This window comes from Actinomadura macrotermitis, from assembly GCF_009604375.1.
In the GTDB taxonomy this organism is placed as follows: Bacteria; Actinomycetota; Actinomycetes; order Streptosporangiales; family Streptosporangiaceae; genus Spirillospora; species Spirillospora macrotermitis.
Genome location: NZ_WEGH01000002.1, coordinates 845962 through 861734, shown reverse-complemented (window position 1 = coordinate 861734; position 15773 = coordinate 845962). Strand labels below are relative to the sequence as shown.

The window sequence follows — 15773 nt, the reverse complement described above, 5'->3', positions numbered from 1 at the left end:
TGGCGCGGCCGCAGGCCCCTGCTAGTGCTGGACGGCCTCGGCGCCGTTCACGGCGCCGGCCGGCAGCGGCAGCGGCGCGTCGGCGACGCCGAGCCGCTTCGCGGTGTCCAGCAGCTCGCGCAGCTTGCCGGTCTCGGGGCCGCCCGACTTGATGAGCCGGAGCAGCAGCGCCGACAGCGTCAGGTCGCGGACGCCCGAGGTGTCCAGCGACCCGAGCAGCCGGGAGACGTCGTCGGTGAAGCTGGCCGAACCGTCCAGCCACGGCCCCGCCAGCGACTTGGCGACCTCGGAGTTCTGCACGAACCCGTCCACGCTCTTGCCGAGCGTCATCGAGCCGACGAGCCGGTCGAAGAACACGCTCTCGCCGCCGATGATGTTGATGTCGGCCTGCTCCAGCCCGGTGGCCAGCACCGTCGCCTGCGCCTCGGCGATCTGCCGCTGCGCGTCCAGGCCGGCCAGCCGGATGTCCTTCTCGATGCCGAGGCGCAGCCGGTACTCCTCGTGCTTGCGGGTGGCGTCGTCCAGCGCCGCCATCGCGCCGGCCTTGTCGTTCAGGCCCTCGGCCTCGGCCTTCAGCTTCTCCCGGATCGACGTCGCCTCGGCCAGCGCGGCCTGCTCGGCCGCCACGGCCTGCGCCCGGCCGACCTTCTCGATCGCGGCCGCGTCGCGCTCGCGGACCTGGACCTCGGCGAGCCCGGCCGCGGCCGCCTCGGCCTGCAATCCCTCGGCCAGCCGGATCTTGGCGGCGGCGTCCAGCTCGGCGGCCTGCTGCCGCGCCTGCGCCAGCGTCAGCTCCTCGCGCGCCTTGTGCTCGGCCGCGGCCTCGGCGGCCTCGGCCGCCTTGATGTCCTTGACCAGGCCCTCCTGCGCGTCGGCCTCGGCCCGGATGACGATCGCCTGGCGCTCGCGCTCGGCCTCCTCGACCGCGCGCAGCCGCTTGATGTTCTCCTCCTGCTCGGCGACGGTGCGCTCCACCGCGATCCGCTCCCGGACCACCTCGGCGATGTCGCGCTTCTCGGCCTCGACCTCCTTGTTCGCCGCGATCCGGGTCAGCTCGGTCTCGCGCTCGCGCGCGATGACCTCCAGCATCCGGTCCTTCTCGATCCGCTCGTTCTCCACCGCGATGACCCGCTCGCGGTTCTTCTCCGCGACCGCGATCTCCCGGTTCTTGTTCTCGGTCTGCACGCCGAGCTGCTCGTCGGTGCGGATGTGCGCGGTCTGCGCGCGCAGCCGCTCCTCGGCCTGCACCCGGGAGGTCTCGGCCTCCTCGCGGGCCCGCACCGTCTCGATCTCGCGCTGCTGCTTCAGCTCGGCGTCGGCCTGCCGCCGCTCCAGCTCCAGGATCGCCTCGCGCGCCTCCACGTTCTGGCGGGTGATCTCCTTCTCCTCGTTGCGGGCGTGCTCGTTGGTGCGCACGTGCTGGATCGCGGTCAGCTCGGTGATCTTGCGGATGCCCTGCGCGTCCAGGATGTTGCTCTTGTCGAGCGAGGTCAGCGGCGTCTGCTCCAGGTAGTCGATCGCCGCGTCCTCCAGGCTGTAGCCGTTCAGGTCGGTGCCGATCACCTGGATGATGTGGTCGCGGAACTCGTTGCGGCGGGTGTAGAGGTCCTCGAAGTCCAGGTGCTTGCCGACGGTCTTCAGCGCCTCGGAGAACTTGGCCGCGAACAGCTCCTGCAGCGTCTCCTGGTGGCTGGCGCGGGCGGTGCCGATCGCCTGCGCCACCTTGATGACGTCCTCGGCGGTCTTGTTGACGCGCACGAAGAAGGTGATCCGGATGTCGGCGCGGATGTTGTCCTGGCAGATCAGCCCGTCCCGGCCGGACCGCTCGATCTCGATGGTCTTCACCGAGATGTCCATCAGCTCGGCCTTGTGCAGGACGGGCAGCACGACCGCGCCGGTGAAGGTGACGTCCACCTTCTTGACCTTGGAGATGATCAGCGCCCGGCCCTGCTCGACCTTGCGGAACAGCCGGGTGACCGTCAGCGCCAGGCCGATGACCACGAGCAGGACGACGGCGGCGAGCACGCCGATCCCGAGGGTGATGGCATCCATCGAAAGACCCTGTCTACTGGAGGGGAAGGGGACGCGGGGTGATCAGCGGGCGGGGTCGCCGGGGTCCAGCGCCGCGTCGTACGGCATGACCCAGAAGAACTCGCCGGCCTGGTCGTAGTCGAAGATCAGTGCGGTGCTGCCGTGGGTGAGCGGCAGCGCGCCGGCGTCCACGTCGGACTCGGGCCGGCGCACCTGCACCAGCGCCGACGAGCCGTCGGACGCGGTGACCTCGGCCTGCCCGAAGTCGGCCCGCACCGAGCCGGTGCGGATCACGCACATCCGGCCGACGAAGTCGGCGCGCGAGGGCACCGCCTCGTCGTGCAGGATCCGGCGCAGCGGGAACACCAGCAGCCGGGTGCCCAGCCAGCCGAGGACGAGCGCACCGGCGAGCACGGCGAAGCGCACGAAGCCCGGCATGCCGTCGGTGAGCACGGTCCCGGCCAGGCTGCCGAACCAGGCCAGCGCGATCAGCAGCGACAGCGCCACGCTCGCCGGCACCCCGCCCAGCCCGAGCCCGGCCGCCAGGTCGCCGTCGCCCGAGTCCAGGGTGTCCACGCCGAGCGCGCCCAGCAGGACCAGGACCCAGTAAAGGACGACCACCGCGAGGGCGAAGGTGAAAAGCGCGGTCGGGAAATCGAACGCCGTAGCGAGAAGCTCGCCCATCCGTATTCGTAACTCCGCTCGGGGGCAGTGACGTTCGTGCTGTCACAGCAGGCAGGAAAGCGGTGCGACGCTCGACCTGAAGGCCTGGGAGACGGAGCGTCCGGCGTCCGCCTGCGGGGGGTGCGGCGCCGTCACCGGACGTGGTGCGAATGGTGTGGGCCGGAAATCCATCATTCCTCCTGGTAGAGAGACATATCCTGTCTCGCCGACCAGACTTCCCGGCACACCGCTGATCACTTTAACGTGAAATACGCGGGTGTGGAAGTGCCTTGTCAGGAGGTGCGCACCGGGCGCTTCACCGGGATCCGCGGTCGGGCCGACTCGCGGTCGGCGACGCCGCGGTCCGGCATGGCCAGCACGAGCAGCGCGATGACCGGCAGGGACAGCTGCGACCACCAGATGTGCCGCGCCCACCAGCCCGCGTCGTCGTACTGGGTCAGGTAGAGGTAGCCGACGGCGGCCCACACCCCGCACGCCGCCAGCGCCGGCCGCGCCCAGCGGGTGGGGCGGGCGCACAGGAACGGCGTGAAGAACAGCAGGTACTGGGAGCCCATGCGCGGCGTCACGACCAGGAAGGCCAGCAGCATGGCCAGGGCCAGGTCGAGCGGGTCGGCGCGCCGCCACAGGTACGCCACGACGGCCAGGGTGGCGTACAGGACGAGCTGCCCGATCCTGGCGTAGTCGGAGTTCAGCATCGGCTGGCCGCCGGTCAGCACCGCCGTCCAGCCCCACCCGCCGACGATGGGCCGCACACCGCCCAGATACGAACTGACGTGCACCAGGTTCCGCCAGGAGGTGTGCAGCAGCAGCGGGGTGCTGATCAGGAACAGCAGCGGCACGGCGCCGGCGGCGACCAGCCCGTACAGGCGGCGGCGCCAGGTGGGCAGCATCGACAGCACCACCGGCAGCAGGATGACCGGCCAGCTCCCCGACGACAGCGCCAGGCCGAACAGCGCCCCGGCGGAGACCGACCGCCCCGCGCGGGCGGCCAGGAACGCCCCGGCCAGGAAGGCGAGCGCGACCGCCTGGATCTGGCCGTGCAGCACCGACACCATCAGCGCCAGCGGGCTGCAGGCGTACCAGAACGCGGCCTGGGCCCGCCATTCCGGCCGGGCCAGCCGGCCGACCAGGACGATCAGGGCGACGTCGGCCAGGATCGTGCACAGCCGCCCGGCGACCACCCAGGGCAGCCCGGCCGACAGCGCGGCGCCGTAGAAGTAGGGGATCATCGGCAGGAAGTGCCAGGACCCCTCCGAGGCCAGCACCGGGTCCTGCCCGGCCTGCACCGCCTGGCCGGCCTTCTGGAAGCCCAGGATGAAGTCGGCTGGCTGCCAGTCGCTGGTCGCGGCGAGCGCGAGCAGCGCGCCGCGCAGCGCGATCCCGACGGCCAGCGCGGCCCACAGCGGCGGGCGCAGCCCCCGCCACTGCGCCCAGGCGGCCAGGCCGGCCGCGCCGACGAGCAGGAGGGCGATGACGAACGCGTGGTCCATGGACCGCTACCGGGCCGTTCCCGCGGGCGGGCCGGCCGGGGCCCGCTGCGCCGGGCTGTCCAAGGCGCCTCCTGGTCGTGGATGTCTGCCGGGCACGGTGGGCGGCGAACAGACGAAAAAGATCTTGCCAGCGGCCAAGATACCCGACTTTTCCCTGGTCAATCGCCCATGTGCGCACGAAGCCGTTCAGGTTTCCTTCAGCTTCGGCGAGGATCACCGGGCGCGGTTCCGGCGCAGGACCGCGCGGACCGCCTCATCGACGACGGCGTGGACATGTTCCTGCGCAGCTACGGCACGACCGGCGGCTGAAAGTCGAAACACGGCGCGGAGCGGCTCACCATCGTGGTCCGCACCGTAGCCGGCCAGACATCGCCGAGCGCGTCCGACAGCGCGGCGAGCAGATCCGGGACGTCGGTGGCCGCCGAGGCGTGCAACGCCTCCACGACGATCAGGACCGTGCGGGTCGTGTCGCGGACGGCCGAGTGGCCGCTCTGCCGGTTCGTCCACCGCCGGGCGTGCGCGTGCCCGGCGGCGTCGACGAAGGTCACCTCGCCCGGTTCGGGATGCTCGGGCTCTCCCGCGAGCGTCCGGTACTCCTCGTCGCCGGTCGCGTGCCGCACCTCCAGATCCCCGGAGATCCTGGCGACGTCCAGCGCGGCCACCGGGATCGCGTAGGCGAGCGAGACGGCGTTGCACAGGTCGACCAGCGGATGGATCCGCGGCAGGGCGCCCTCTTTGCGGAAGCGCCGCAGCAGCGACTCCGAGGCGCATCGGTACCGCGTGGGCTTCAGCCCCATCGCCGAGAAGGTGCGCCGCCACGCCTGGATCTCGGGCAGGTCGGCCTCCGTGCCCGCCGCGAGCCGCGCCTTGGCGCGCGCGCTGAACTCCTCGACCAGGGGCTCGACGGCCGCGTCGGCGGTGATCCCCGTGGCGGCGAGCACGCCGGCGACGAGACCGGGGTGAGCGGACCAGATCTCGTCCGAGTGCTGAAAGTACATGGTCGGCTCCGTCATGGGATCGGCGGCGTTCTCCTGACCAGCACTCTGCCGCCGCAATGGCCTGGCGGACAGGGCCAATGAAGGCCTGCCCGAGAGGACCAAAAACGGTCGGCGTGGCCGGGCGCGGTCAGGGGACAAGCGACGATGACCACGATGTCGTCGCGGTGGTCCTCCATCGGCTTCACCAGCGTGCCCACGGCCTCCTGGCCGAAGTCCTCGGCGACCTCCGCGCCCGTCGCCGGCTGCCCATCGCCGACACCGAAATGGCCGTCATTCAGTTCTTCGGTTTGACCGTCTACCCGCACCTGATCACAGGCTCCTTCGGCACGTCCCTCCCCGAAGACCGCACGGCCCGCCTCATCGACAACGGCGTCGACATGTTCCTGAAGACCTACGGCACACCGAAATGACACTTCTCAGGACCCGCGCGGAAACAATGACCGGTCGATAGAGTCGGCCGACATTGATCCCTCGGGTGGAGGAGAGCACATGCAGGACCCCTCGGACTCGGCGGAGAACGACGAGAGCAATACCGCCGACTTGCCCGTGGCAAGCGATTCGACGGTCATCGCGGAGGTGCTCCCGGGGATCGGCGTCGTTTTCGGCGAGGTCCCGGCCGAACTCAAGCACGACCTGTTCGGCTTCGGGCTCGTCCCGGCCGCCGACCGCTCGCAGATCTCCACGGCGATCGCCTCGCTCGGTAACACCGCAACCGCGGCCGGCAATATTGGGAGCGCATTCGCCAGTGCGCAGGGACTTTACAAGCTCAGTGACGCGACACAGGCCCTGCTGAAGGCGGGCGGAACGCTCGTCGTCAAGGACGGCGCGAACCTCGGTACAGTGATGGCCAACGGTCGCATTGTCGGCCAGGCCCGCCTCATCCCCGTGTCTTCGTTGAGCCTGGCGCAGACCGCGGCCGCGATCGGGCCGGCGCTGGCCATGGTCGCCCTGCAGATGCAGTTGAGCGAGATCACGGGTCTGGCCAGGACCAACATCGCGCTGACCGGCCAGGTGCTCACGGACATCCGTCACGAGCAGTGGGCGGAGGTGACGGGGCTCGGCACCGCCATCGATCGCGCGATCGACAAGGCGCGAGAGATCGAATCGGTCCCGGGTTCCCTGTGGGACACCGTCGCGGGCAAAGAGGCGGACCTGCGTAAGCAGCACGAGCTGTACCGGCTGAACGTCGGCAGGCATGTCCAGCAGATCCACGGTCTCGACTCGCATGGCCGCCGTGAGTATCTCGAGACGAACGCCGAGGCGATCGTCTTCGATGCCAACGCCCTTCTGTCCTCCCTCAAGGCCTGGACCGGATATCAGGCGCTCCACGCCGCGCGGGCGAGAACCGCCGCCCCCGACGACGAAGGCGAGGCGCGGCTCGTCGACACCATCGCGCGCGACACCCGCGCGGAGCTCGAATCCGCGCTTCCCGAGATGAAGGCCCTCGTCGACGCGCTGACGCGGGAACTGCGCATCATCGCCGAGCTCCCCGGGCGCGACGCGCAGTCGTTGACGCGGAAGCGCAAGGACGCGAAGGCGGCCCGGCAGACCTCCGCCCGTCTGCTGGAGGCGATCGAGCCCCTCGCCGACGCCCTCCACCCGCCGGTCCCTCCGCTCGAGGCTCCGGAGGCCGTCTGCGCACTCGAATCGATGGACCTCGACCCCTACCTCCGCATCCTGCGCTGGTTCCTGGAGGACGGCGAGACCCTCCGCGTCCTCGCCTTCCCCGACCAGCTCGACGCCCTCGGCCCGCTTTCCGCGATCTTCAGCGTGGCGAAGGAGAAGCTGACGGCGGTGATCGACAGGTCGGCGGCGAAGACACTGGTCGCCGTCACGGACCGCCGCATCATCACGGCCAGGACGAACACGTTCCTCGAGCAGGGCGAGATCGGGCGGGACATCCCGCTCGACCTGGTGCGCTACGTCCGCGCGGCGACCACGCAGGACGGAGGCGGCCGCTTGGCGATCGACCTCATCACGCGCGACGAGAACATCCGGTGGCTTTTCCCGGCCGGCGTCGACGATGTCCAGGTGGACGCGCTCGCCGCCGTCCTCGCCGAAGCGATGACGATCCCGGACGCCGAACGCGACGAGCTCCGGCAGCGCGGCCACGTCGCCATCGAAGCGGGCCAGGCATCCACGGAACCGGCCGACGACGCCGAGCAGGACCCGAACCGATGACCAAGGCCGCGCTGGGCCGGGAGCCCACAAGCCCTGGCCCACGCGGTGGCTACGACGAGCCCTATGCGCCGATGCCGTTGGAACACGTGACCGCCGCCCCGGCTGGCCGCAGAGTGTGAAGCACCTGCGATTGACCGGTCCAGGCGTAGATGTCAGCGCGGTCCTGGGAGGACGTGGAGAGGACCGTTGCGCGGGCACAGACGATGAACCCCGGCTCGGCGTCCTTCGTGGGCAAGGCCAAGCACATGTGGCGGGCGTGAAAGCGCGGCGGTAACCGGGCGAAGGCCAGCAGCCCTGGACGCGTTCTTTCGTCTGCCGGCTGAAGGAAGATCGTCGGTTTCGGGGTGAGGAATGTGGACCCCTGTGGTGCGGTCACCGCCGTGCGGCGTCTTTGCCGAGCGCGATCGTGAGGGCGGTGATCGTGACGCATACGGCGGCGATCGCCGCGGTGATCGTGGCCACTCCGACGCGCGTGGCCGCCAACGGCAGGAGCAGGACGGCGGCGGCCCCGGGCAACACCACCGCGGGGCGCAGGACGGGTACGGCCAGGATGGGCGTGTGGACCGTCCAGAGCAGCGTGACGAACAGGGCGGCCGGGACCGCCACGGCGTAGCAGATCACGAGAGGTGACGCTTCGAGGTCGTGTCCGGTCTGCGCGACCGCCACCTCGAGCCCGGCGCCGAGGGCCGCGAGGCTTGCGAAGATGCCGTAATGGCCGTAGCCCCACCGGTAGGAGCGGTGGCGGCGGTCGTTGAGGCCCTCGCCCGCGGGGGCGAGGAAGTAGAGCCACCACAGGGCGAACAGCAGGACGAGGCCGGAGCCGGCGATGATGAGGAGCCGTCGGCCGACCTCGGTTCCTTCGAGTGCTCCGGCGACCGCGTCGGACGCGGCGAGGACGCTCTCCCCGAAGAGGATGATCGTGAACAGGCCGTAGCGTTCGGCGATGTGATGGGGGTGCCAGGTGGTGGGGTCGGCCCGTTCCGCCCACCGCGGCACGGCCAGTTCCAGGGCGGCCAGGGCGGCGAAGCAGGGGATCCGGGCGGGTGACGGCAGGGCGCCGGCCTCCGCCGCGGCGAGCCAGAGGATCCAGCCCGCCTGGGCGACCGTGATGCCGAAGGCGTAGCGCAGCGCGGTGCGGCGGCCCGCCGGGTCTTCGGCGCCCGCCCGCAGCCACTGCGCGACGAGGGCGGCCCGCATGACGAGGTAGCCGATCGCGACGGCGCGGTAGTCGGAGCGGTCGGCGGCCGCCGGCACGCCCGCGGCGAGGACCAGGACGCCCGCCATCTGCACCATGGTCAGCAGCCGGTAGGGGATGTCGTCGGTGTCGTACGAGGACGCGAACCAGGTGAAGTTCATCCACGCCCACCACACGGCGAAGAAGACCTGCAGAAACGGAACGAGCCCGGACAGGACGTGCCCGTCGGCGATGTGGTGCGCGAACCGGCTGGTGACGGCCGCGACCGCCACCACGAAGGTGAGGTCGAACAGCAGCTCCAGCTGGCTCGAGGCGCGGTGCGTCTCGTCGATCGCGCGCGCGGTCATCCGGATCCGGATACGGCATGCGGCACCTGTCGGCGGCACGGTCTCACTCCCGTCGTCACATGGGCTCGTCAGTCTGCGAAGACAAGCCAGCGCCCGGATTCGTGACGGCCGCAGCCGAATCGGGCGGCGTCCGGGAATCTTTCGCGGAAGCTGTCACAGCCTGGACGGGTGCCCTGTCTTAGCTGGCGACCGGGCGGTGACCGACCGCCCGGCGGACGAGAGGGGCACCCATGAAGATCGTGGTCATCGGCGGCACCGGCCTGATCGGTTCGAAGACGGTGCAGATGCTCCGGCAGCACGGACACGAGGCGGTGCCGGCCGCGCCGAACACGGGCGTGAACGCGCTCACGGGCGAGGGGCTGGCCGAGGTGCTGGAGGGCGCTTCCGCGGTGGTCGACGTGGCCAACTCGCCGTCCTTCGAGGACGCGGCGGTGCTGGACTTCTTCACGACCTCGACCGGCAACCTGCTGGCGGCGGAGAAGAAGGCGGGTGTGGGCCACCACGTCGCGCTGACGATCGTGAACACCGACCGGCGGCCCGACATCGGCTACTTCCGGGCGAAGCTCGCGCAGGAGAAGCTGATCGAGGAGTCGCCGATCCCGTTCTCGCTGATCCACGCGACGCAGTTCTTCGAGTTCGGGCGCAGGATCGCCGACGAGGCCGCCGCCGGCGGCAAGGTCCCGATGCCGCCGGTGCTGTTCCAGCCCATCGCGGGCGAGGAGGTGTCCCGAACGGTCGCGCGAACCGCGGCGGGCACGCCGCTGAACGGCCGGCTCCGGATCGCCGGACCGGAGGTGTCCCGGATGGACGAGTTCTTCCGCAAGGCGCTGGCCGCATGGGGCGACCCGCGCGAGGTGGTCACCGACTCGCACGCGCACTACTTCGGCGCCGAGATGCACGAGCGCGATCTCGTCCCCGACGAGGGCACCGCGACCCTCGGCGAGATCACGTATGCCGCCTGGCTGGCCGCGAACGACGTCAAGTGACCGCCGTCCGCACCGACGAGCCGAGGAGGCGCCACCATGTCCGGCCCTGATTCCCCCGCCGCCGAGCCGAAGCGCGGGTCGTCCGCGTGGCAGACCGCGCTCACCACCGTCCAGGAGGCCGAGCCGCCCTTCATCCCGCCCGGCGCGCACGCCGCGACCGTGGTCATCGAGTACCCGCCCGGCGACCCCGGCGCGCCGCCGCACCGGCACCCCGGCCCGGCGTTCGGCTACGTGCTGGAGGGCGAGATGCTGCTGGAACTCGAGGGGCAGCCGCCCCGGCCCGTCGCGGCGGGCGAGGCGTTCTGGGAACCCGGCGGCGACGTCGTCCACTACCAGGACGGCAACAACCGCGACGACATGCCGGTCCGGTTCGTCGTCACGATGCTCTGCGAGCCGGGCAAGCCGATGCTGACCCTCGTGGACGATGCCGAGCTCGCCGAGCGCGCGCATCTGCGGGTCCCCAGGGCTTCCTGACCACCGGCACCGGAACGGTTCGGGGCCCGGCCGATCCCGCTGGAGCCGATGCCGACCGCGTGCCGCGCCGCGGCCAGGCTGCCGGTCGTCACGGCGGACGGCGGCCGGATCCCCTTGCGGGCCGGCACCGGGCCGACCGCGCCCACGCGCCGGCGGTCCGCCAGAACGAGAGCTTCACCCGCCTGTTCGCTTCCGGGCAGATCTCCGTGCAGCTGGTCCACGCGACCAGACGTCCGGACGGGCGGTCATCCGAACGATCTATGTGTGGAGGGCCGATGAGCACCCCGAACGGCGACGAGTTCGCCATCGAGTTCGAGGCGGAGGTCGAGGCCGAACTGGAATCGGCCGAGGCGAGCGACCCGGCGCGGGCCGCGGCGCGACCGGTCTCCGAGTGGCTGTTCGACCCGGCTGAGGTCGAGGCCGAGGAGGTCAGGCTCCGCGACCTCCTCGGCGCGGCCAGGGAGCTGGAGTCCGCCCCCCGGTCGCACGGGCGCCGCTCCGGCGAAGGCGCCTGACCCGCCCATTCCATGACATCCGAAACGAGACGCCCATGAACCATCCGACCGGGCGGCAGCATGCCCCCCTTCCCGGCCCATCGACCGGAATCGCCACGCTCGACGATCTCCGCGAGCACCTGCAGTGGGCGATCGAGCTGGAGCACGCGACCCTGCCGCCGTACCTGTGCGCGCTGTACTCGCTCGATCCGGAGCGCAATCCCGACGCCGTCGAGGCGGTGGCGGGCGTCTTCATCGAGGAGATGCTGCACCTGGCGCTGGCGGCGAACCTGCTCAACGCCGTCGGCGGGAGCCCGCGGCTGGACGCGCCGGAGCTGCTGCCGCCGCACCCCCGGCGGCTGCCGCACGCCGACCCGTCGCTGGAGCTGTCGCTGCTCCCGTTCGGCGACGCGGCGCTCGACATGTTCCTGCGCCTGGAGCGGCCGGCACCGCCGGGCGCCCCCGCCGAAGGCGACCACTACGAGACGATCGGGCAGTTCTATGCCGCGATCGAGGCGGGTCTGCGCGATCTGTGCGGCCGGCTCGGCGAGGAGGAGGTCTTCTCCGGCGATCCGTCTCGCCAGCTCCATGCCGGGCATTTCCAGCACACCGCCGGACGGATGGTCGCGGTCACCGATCTGGTCTCGGCGCTGGCCGCGCTGGAGGAGATCGTCGAGGAGGGCGAGGGCACGTCCCGCGGCGCGGTCTGGGACGGCGACCCGGACGTCCACCACCCCGACCGGGACGAGGTCGCGCACTACTACCGCTTCCAGGAGCTCAGGGCCGGCCGCCGCTACCGCCGCGGCGACACCCCTCGGTCGGGGCCGACCGGCGAGCCGCTCGACGTGGACTTCGCCGATGTCCTGCCGATGCGGCCCGACCCCAAGGTCGCCGACCACGCCCCGGGCCACGCGATCCGCGCGGCCCAGGAGGAGTTCAACCGGACGTACTGCACCCTCCTCCACCTGCTGGAGCAGGCGTTCAACGGCAGCCCGCGGCTGCTCGCGGTCGCCGTCGCCACCATGTACCGGCTCAAGGCGCAGGCCCAAGCGCTGATGCGGACGCCTGACGGCGACGGCACCACGGCCGGACCCACGTTCGAATACGTCCCGCCGGAGGAGCGCGCCGGGTTCGCCGGCGACGAGCCGCAGCGCGTCAACGTGCTCCCCCACGGCCCGTACCTCGTGCGCGGCGAGGTCCCGCTCCGGCGCAAACGGAAGATCGTCTCGTCTGGGGACGACGCGCTCACCTGGCAGACCGGCGACGCCCTGCCGGCCGAGCCCGTCTATGCGCTGTGCCGCTGCGGCCGTTCGCGGTCCAAGCCGTTCTGCGACGGGACGCACGCGCTGATCGGATTCGACGGCACCGAGAACGCCGACGTCCGGCCCTACAGGGAACTGCAGCACGTGCACGACGGGGTGGACATCTCGGCACAGCGGGTCGGCGAGCTGTGCATCCACGCCGCGTTCTGCATCGGGCGCACCCGGCCGATCGCGGAGATGCTCGCCGAGACCGGGGACGGCGACGTGCGTTCCAACATCATGGGGCGGATCGAGCACTGCCCCTCCGGCTCCTACAGCTACGCCCTGCGGCGCGGCGGGGAGACCATCGAGCCCGACCTCCCGCCCGCCGTCTCCGTCCTCGAAGAGGAGGGCGGGCTGGCCAGCGCGCTGTGGATCACCGGCGGCGTCCCCGTGTACCGCGCGGACGGGCGGCCGCTGGAGACCCGCAACAGGGTGACGCTGTGCCGCTGCGGGCAGTCGGCCGGCAAGCCGCTGTGCGACGGCACCCACCGAAAGATCGCCTTCCGTGAGGAGGCGTCCGGCCCGGCCGGCGGCGGCGCGGCGAAGCGGGGTGAGACCATCTGAGCGCACGACGTGCGCGGCGGTGCCGCGCACACCGTGCGCACCCTCGTACGCGCTCGGCCATCTCGAACCGGCGGCTGGTTCCGTCACAGAAGAGGGGGCTGTCTTGTCTGAGCTGGTCGAGGGCGGGTGAAGCCGGAGCGGCCCGACGATCCGAGCGGAGGCGATCATGGTGGCGGACGGCGGACCGGGCGGCGAACCGGCGACGGATGGGCCGGTCACCGGCATCCCGGAGGCGGCGGTCGACCTCGATCACGCCACCGCGGTCTTCGCCGAGGTGCGGCCGCGGCTGTTCGGCATCGCCTACCGGATGCTGGGCAGCGCCACCGAGGCCGAGGACCTGATGCAGGACGTCTGGCTGCGGTGGCAGACCTACGACCGCGCCGCCGTGGCCAACCCCGCCGCGTTCCTGGCGACGACCACCACGCGGCTGGCGATCAACGTCCTGCAGTCCGCCCGGGTCCGCCGGGAGAGCTACATCGGTCCCTGGCTGCCCGAACCCGTCGACACCGCCGCCGATCCGTACCTGGGCGCCGAACGCGGTGAGGCGCTCAACCTCGCGGTCCTGATGCTCCTGGAACGGCTGTCACCCACCGAACGCGCCGCCTATGTCCTGCGCGAGGCGTTCGACTACCCCTATCCGCAGATCGCGGAGATCCTCCAGGCCGGGGAGGCGGCGGTCCGGAAGCTGGTCAGCAGGGCCCGCGAGCACCTGCGGTCCGAGCGGCGGACGCCGGTGACCGGCGCTGAGCAGCGCAGGCTGTTGACCGCCTTCGTCGTCGCCGCCCGTGCCGGCGACCTGGCCGCTTTGGAGGAGTTGCTCGCCGCGGACGCGGTCAGCTACTCCGACGGTGGCGGCGCCGTTCGGGCGTCCCGTTTCCCCGTGGTGGGCGCGATTCGCGTCGCCAAGTACGTCCGGGCGTTCGCGGACCGGTTCTGGGACGGGGTCGACGTGGAGTGGGCCGCCGTGAACGGCCGGTGCGCCGCCCTGCTTCAGCGCGACGGCCGTACCTTCGCCGTTCTGACCGTCGATGGCAGCGACCAGGGCATCGGCGAAGTGCTGTGGATGATGAACCCCGCCAAGATCACAGCGTTGCCCGGCGCCGCCTGACCGCCCCCGTACGCGGGTACGGCGTACGGAGGCGGACCATCCGTCAAGCGGGCTTGCCCATGTCGATCCATCGCTGGAGCTTCTCCAGGTCCGCCTCGGGCCACGCGCCGTCGCATGGCATTCGCCCGCTCAGCAGGGAACCGAGGATGGCGTCGGCGTGCTCGGCGACGTCGGCGTGATCGAACAGGTCGAAACGGGTCAGCATCGCGGCGCGGTCCTTCGTCCGAAACAGGGGCTTGATGTCCTGCTCGAAGCTGAGTTCGTGGCTTTCGACGGGGAACGGCATGTCCTGTGCTCCGTTCATGGAATGGCCGGATCGGTCTCCTGGAAAGACAGGACAGCCCGCTGATCTGTGACAGGTCCCGCGCAGACGAGGGCGGGCGCGCTTTTCGATAGGGCCGTCACAGCCCAGATGGGGTGCCGGTCTCATCGGGCGTTTCGCCATGCGGTCCCTGGTCTACGTCCCCGCCTTCGCCGCCGCCCGACCTGCCCCCCCACGATGCCGGGGGCGGTCACAACCGGAGGCGCTGCCCTGTCTTACCTGGCGACCCGACCGAAGTGAGGACGATGTGCCGACGATCTCGGCGGCCGACGGCCGCGCATGCGAGAACGGCGTTCCCCGCTGCCGGGCGCTCCCTCCTCGCGACGAGGACGTCCGGTCATGACCGGGGCCACCGTGTCGCTGGCGGAGATGCTCGACGAGCGGAGGCACCTGCTGGATGTCACCGAGTGGATGTTCGGCGCGGACGCCGCCGACCGGATCGTCCAGGAGACCTATCGCCGCTGGTACTCCCTCGATGAGGGGAAACGCGCGGGCATCGCGGCGCCCAGGGCATGGCTGACACGTGTGGCGGGCGGTATCTGCCTGGGGCTGCTCGCCGGCGGTGAGTTCGGCGGCCCCGGCGGCAGGACCGCCCGCGCGGACACGGGCGGCCTGCCCGAGCCCCGCCGCACACTCGATCCCGTCATCGGCAGGCTGCGACGCCAGCCACGGCAGGACCCTTCCGACCAAGCCCTGCTCGCAAGACACGATCACGTGGTGCACCGGTTCGCGGCGGCATGCGGCGCCCACGACACGGCGGCCCTGAAGACCCTCCTGGCCGGCGACGCGATCGTGGTCAGCGACGGCGGCGGCAAAGTGCGCGCCGCGGCCCGCCCGGCGCACGGTGCGGACGCGGCCGCCCGTTTCATGGCGGCCCTGCTGTCCGGGCGGCTCCGGCTCACCGTGACCGTCCGGTCCGTCAACGGCCGCACGGGCCTCGTCCTGTACCAGGCGGGCCAGGCCGTGGCGGTGGTGAGCGTGAGCACCGCCGGCACCGAGGTCACCGCCGTCTGGATCACGTTGAACCCCGACAAGCTGCGGCGCTGGCATCGTCCTGAGCACGGCACGCCCGCGGGCCCCTCGCATCACGGCGGGGAAAGGCGGAGTCGTTGAACGACCCGATCCCGTCCACGGACGACGACTACGACGGCGCCGCGTTCACACCGATCTACACCGCCCATGTCGCCGTGGGCGGAGGCGGCTCCGCCCACGGTCGCGCGACCGGCAGGGCCCGCTCCCATGACGGCGCTCTCGACCTGGAACTGCGAGCACCCCGGGAACTGGGCGGTGACGCCACCGGCGCCAATCCCGAACAGCTCTTCGCCGCGGCCCTCGCCGCCTCTCTCCACGCCGTGCTCAGCCTGCTGGCCCGGCGACACTCACTCGACCCCGCACCGATCACGATCGGCGCGGCGGTGGCCGTCGGCCGCGATCCCGCCGGCGGCGGGTTTCTGCTGCGCACCGACGTGCTGGTGAACTGGCCGGGAGCCGCCCGTTCGACCGCCGCCGAACTGCTGGCCGAGGCGGCCGAAGCCTGCCCTTACGTGAAGATGAGCCGCGCGGGGGCCCCGGCCACGATCCGTCTTGCGCGCTGA

At 71.5% G+C, this 15773-nt stretch carries 15 protein-coding genes; 9 read left to right on the top strand and 6 right to left on the bottom strand.

Annotated elements, in window-relative coordinates; all coding sequences use genetic code 11:
* Nucleotides 1-21 precede the first annotated feature (21 nt).
* The 4 genes from ACRB68_RS15795 to ACRB68_RS15780 form a co-directional block, all read right to left on the bottom strand.
* A complete protein-coding gene (locus ACRB68_RS15795; protein WP_153533221.1) occupies nucleotides 22-2052 on the bottom strand; it encodes a flotillin family protein in 2031 nt (676 codons plus the stop codon).
* Nucleotides 2053-2094: 42 nt separating this feature from the next.
* Complete coding sequence (locus ACRB68_RS15790) at nucleotides 2095-2715, bottom strand: hypothetical protein (protein WP_153533220.1); 621 nt, start codon at nucleotides 2713-2715, stop codon at nucleotides 2095-2097.
* A 272-nt stretch (nucleotides 2716-2987) separates the two neighbouring features.
* Nucleotides 2988-4205 (bottom strand): glycosyltransferase 87 family protein, encoded by a 1218-nt coding sequence (locus tag ACRB68_RS15785; protein WP_153533219.1) that lies wholly within the window; start codon nucleotides 4203-4205, stop codon nucleotides 2988-2990.
* 287 nt (nucleotides 4206-4492) lie between these two features.
* Entirely contained in the window at nucleotides 4493-5203 is a 711-nt protein-coding gene (locus ACRB68_RS15780) for a B3/B4 domain-containing protein (RefSeq protein WP_153533218.1), read from the bottom strand.
* Between the two features lie 113 nt (nucleotides 5204-5316).
* Between ACRB68_RS15780 and ACRB68_RS40185 the strand changes: the two genes are divergently transcribed.
* Nucleotides 5317-5613: a TetR/AcrR family transcriptional regulator C-terminal domain-containing protein gene (locus ACRB68_RS40185; protein WP_194293330.1), complete on the top strand. Its 297-nt coding sequence runs from the start codon at nucleotides 5317-5319 to the stop codon at nucleotides 5611-5613.
* A gap of 79 nt (nucleotides 5614-5692) precedes the next feature.
* Entirely contained in the window at nucleotides 5693-7384 is a 1692-nt protein-coding gene (locus tag ACRB68_RS15765) for a hypothetical protein (protein WP_153533215.1), read from the top strand.
* A 372-nt stretch (nucleotides 7385-7756) separates the two neighbouring features.
* Here ACRB68_RS15765 and ACRB68_RS15760 read toward each other — a convergent pair whose 3' ends face one another.
* Complete coding sequence (locus ACRB68_RS15760; RefSeq protein ID WP_153533214.1) at nucleotides 7757-8926, bottom strand: low temperature requirement protein A; 1170 nt, start codon at nucleotides 8924-8926, stop codon at nucleotides 7757-7759.
* Between the two features lie 230 nt (nucleotides 8927-9156).
* Between ACRB68_RS15760 and ACRB68_RS15755 the strand changes: the two genes are divergently transcribed.
* The 5 genes from ACRB68_RS15755 to ACRB68_RS15735 all read left to right on the top strand — a co-directional run bounded on the left by ACRB68_RS15755 (nucleotide 9157) and on the right by ACRB68_RS15735 (nucleotide 13856).
* A complete protein-coding gene (locus ACRB68_RS15755; RefSeq protein ID WP_153533213.1) occupies nucleotides 9157-9912 on the top strand; it encodes an SDR family oxidoreductase in 756 nt (251 codons plus the stop codon).
* Nucleotides 9913-9948: 36 nt separating this feature from the next.
* Nucleotides 9949-10386 (top strand): cupin domain-containing protein, encoded by a 438-nt coding sequence (locus ACRB68_RS15750; RefSeq protein ID WP_153533212.1) that lies wholly within the window; start codon nucleotides 9949-9951, stop codon nucleotides 10384-10386.
* 275 nt (nucleotides 10387-10661) lie between these two features.
* A complete protein-coding gene (locus ACRB68_RS15745) occupies nucleotides 10662-10901 on the top strand; it encodes a hypothetical protein (RefSeq protein ID WP_153533211.1) in 240 nt (79 codons plus the stop codon).
* A 35-nt stretch (nucleotides 10902-10936) separates the two neighbouring features.
* The gene (locus ACRB68_RS15740) at nucleotides 10937-12748 is read left to right on the top strand and encodes a ferritin-like domain-containing protein (RefSeq protein ID WP_153533210.1); all 1812 of its coding nucleotides are present in this window, start codon (nucleotides 10937-10939) and stop codon (nucleotides 12746-12748) included.
* A 166-nt stretch (nucleotides 12749-12914) separates the two neighbouring features.
* Nucleotides 12915-13856 (top strand): RNA polymerase sigma-70 factor, encoded by a 942-nt coding sequence (locus ACRB68_RS15735; protein ID WP_153533209.1) that lies wholly within the window; start codon nucleotides 12915-12917, stop codon nucleotides 13854-13856.
* A gap of 43 nt (nucleotides 13857-13899) precedes the next feature.
* Here ACRB68_RS15735 and ACRB68_RS15730 read toward each other — a convergent pair whose 3' ends face one another.
* Nucleotides 13900-14142, bottom strand: a complete 243-nt coding sequence (locus tag ACRB68_RS15730; protein ID WP_153533208.1) for a hypothetical protein — start codon at nucleotides 14140-14142, stop codon at nucleotides 13900-13902.
* Nucleotides 14143-14517: 375 nt separating this feature from the next.
* On the opposite strand from ACRB68_RS15730, the gene ACRB68_RS15725 reads away from it, so the two are divergent.
* Nucleotides 14518-15291, top strand: a complete 774-nt coding sequence (locus ACRB68_RS15725; protein ID WP_153533207.1) for a nuclear transport factor 2 family protein — start codon at nucleotides 14518-14520, stop codon at nucleotides 15289-15291.
* A complete protein-coding gene (locus ACRB68_RS15720) occupies nucleotides 15288-15773 on the top strand; it encodes an OsmC family protein (RefSeq protein WP_153533206.1) in 486 nt (161 codons plus the stop codon). Before ACRB68_RS15725 ends, ACRB68_RS15720 begins: the two co-directional genes overlap by 4 nt.

Coding starts and splice junctions, on each gene's coding strand:
- ACRB68_RS15790 (WP_153533220.1), bottom strand. CDS start 2,715: ATGGGCGAGCTTCTCGCTACGGCGTTCGATTTCCCGACCGCGCTTTTC.
- ACRB68_RS15735 (WP_153533209.1), top strand. CDS start 12,915: ATGGTGGCGGACGGCGGACCGGGCGGCGAACCGGCGACGGATGGGCCG.
- ACRB68_RS15740 (WP_153533210.1), top strand. CDS start 10,937: ATGAACCATCCGACCGGGCGGCAGCATGCCCCCCTTCCCGGCCCATCG.
- ACRB68_RS15755 (WP_153533213.1), top strand. CDS start 9,157: ATGAAGATCGTGGTCATCGGCGGCACCGGCCTGATCGGTTCGAAGACG.
- ACRB68_RS15730 (WP_153533208.1), bottom strand. CDS start 14,142: ATGCCGTTCCCCGTCGAAAGCCACGAACTCAGCTTCGAGCAGGACATC.
- ACRB68_RS15765 (WP_153533215.1), top strand. CDS start 5,693: ATGCAGGACCCCTCGGACTCGGCGGAGAACGACGAGAGCAATACCGCC.
- ACRB68_RS15750 (WP_153533212.1), top strand. CDS start 9,949: ATGTCCGGCCCTGATTCCCCCGCCGCCGAGCCGAAGCGCGGGTCGTCC.
- ACRB68_RS15725 (WP_153533207.1), top strand. CDS start 14,518: ATGACCGGGGCCACCGTGTCGCTGGCGGAGATGCTCGACGAGCGGAGG.
- ACRB68_RS15785 (WP_153533219.1), bottom strand. CDS start 4,205: ATGGACCACGCGTTCGTCATCGCCCTCCTGCTCGTCGGCGCGGCCGGC.
- ACRB68_RS15780 (WP_153533218.1), bottom strand. CDS start 5,203: ATGTACTTTCAGCACTCGGACGAGATCTGGTCCGCTCACCCCGGTCTC.
- ACRB68_RS15745 (WP_153533211.1), top strand. CDS start 10,662: ATGAGCACCCCGAACGGCGACGAGTTCGCCATCGAGTTCGAGGCGGAG.
- ACRB68_RS15795 (WP_153533221.1), bottom strand. CDS start 2,052: ATGGATGCCATCACCCTCGGGATCGGCGTGCTCGCCGCCGTCGTCCTG.
- ACRB68_RS15760 (WP_153533214.1), bottom strand. CDS start 8,926: ATGACCGCGCGCGCGATCGACGAGACGCACCGCGCCTCGAGCCAGCTG.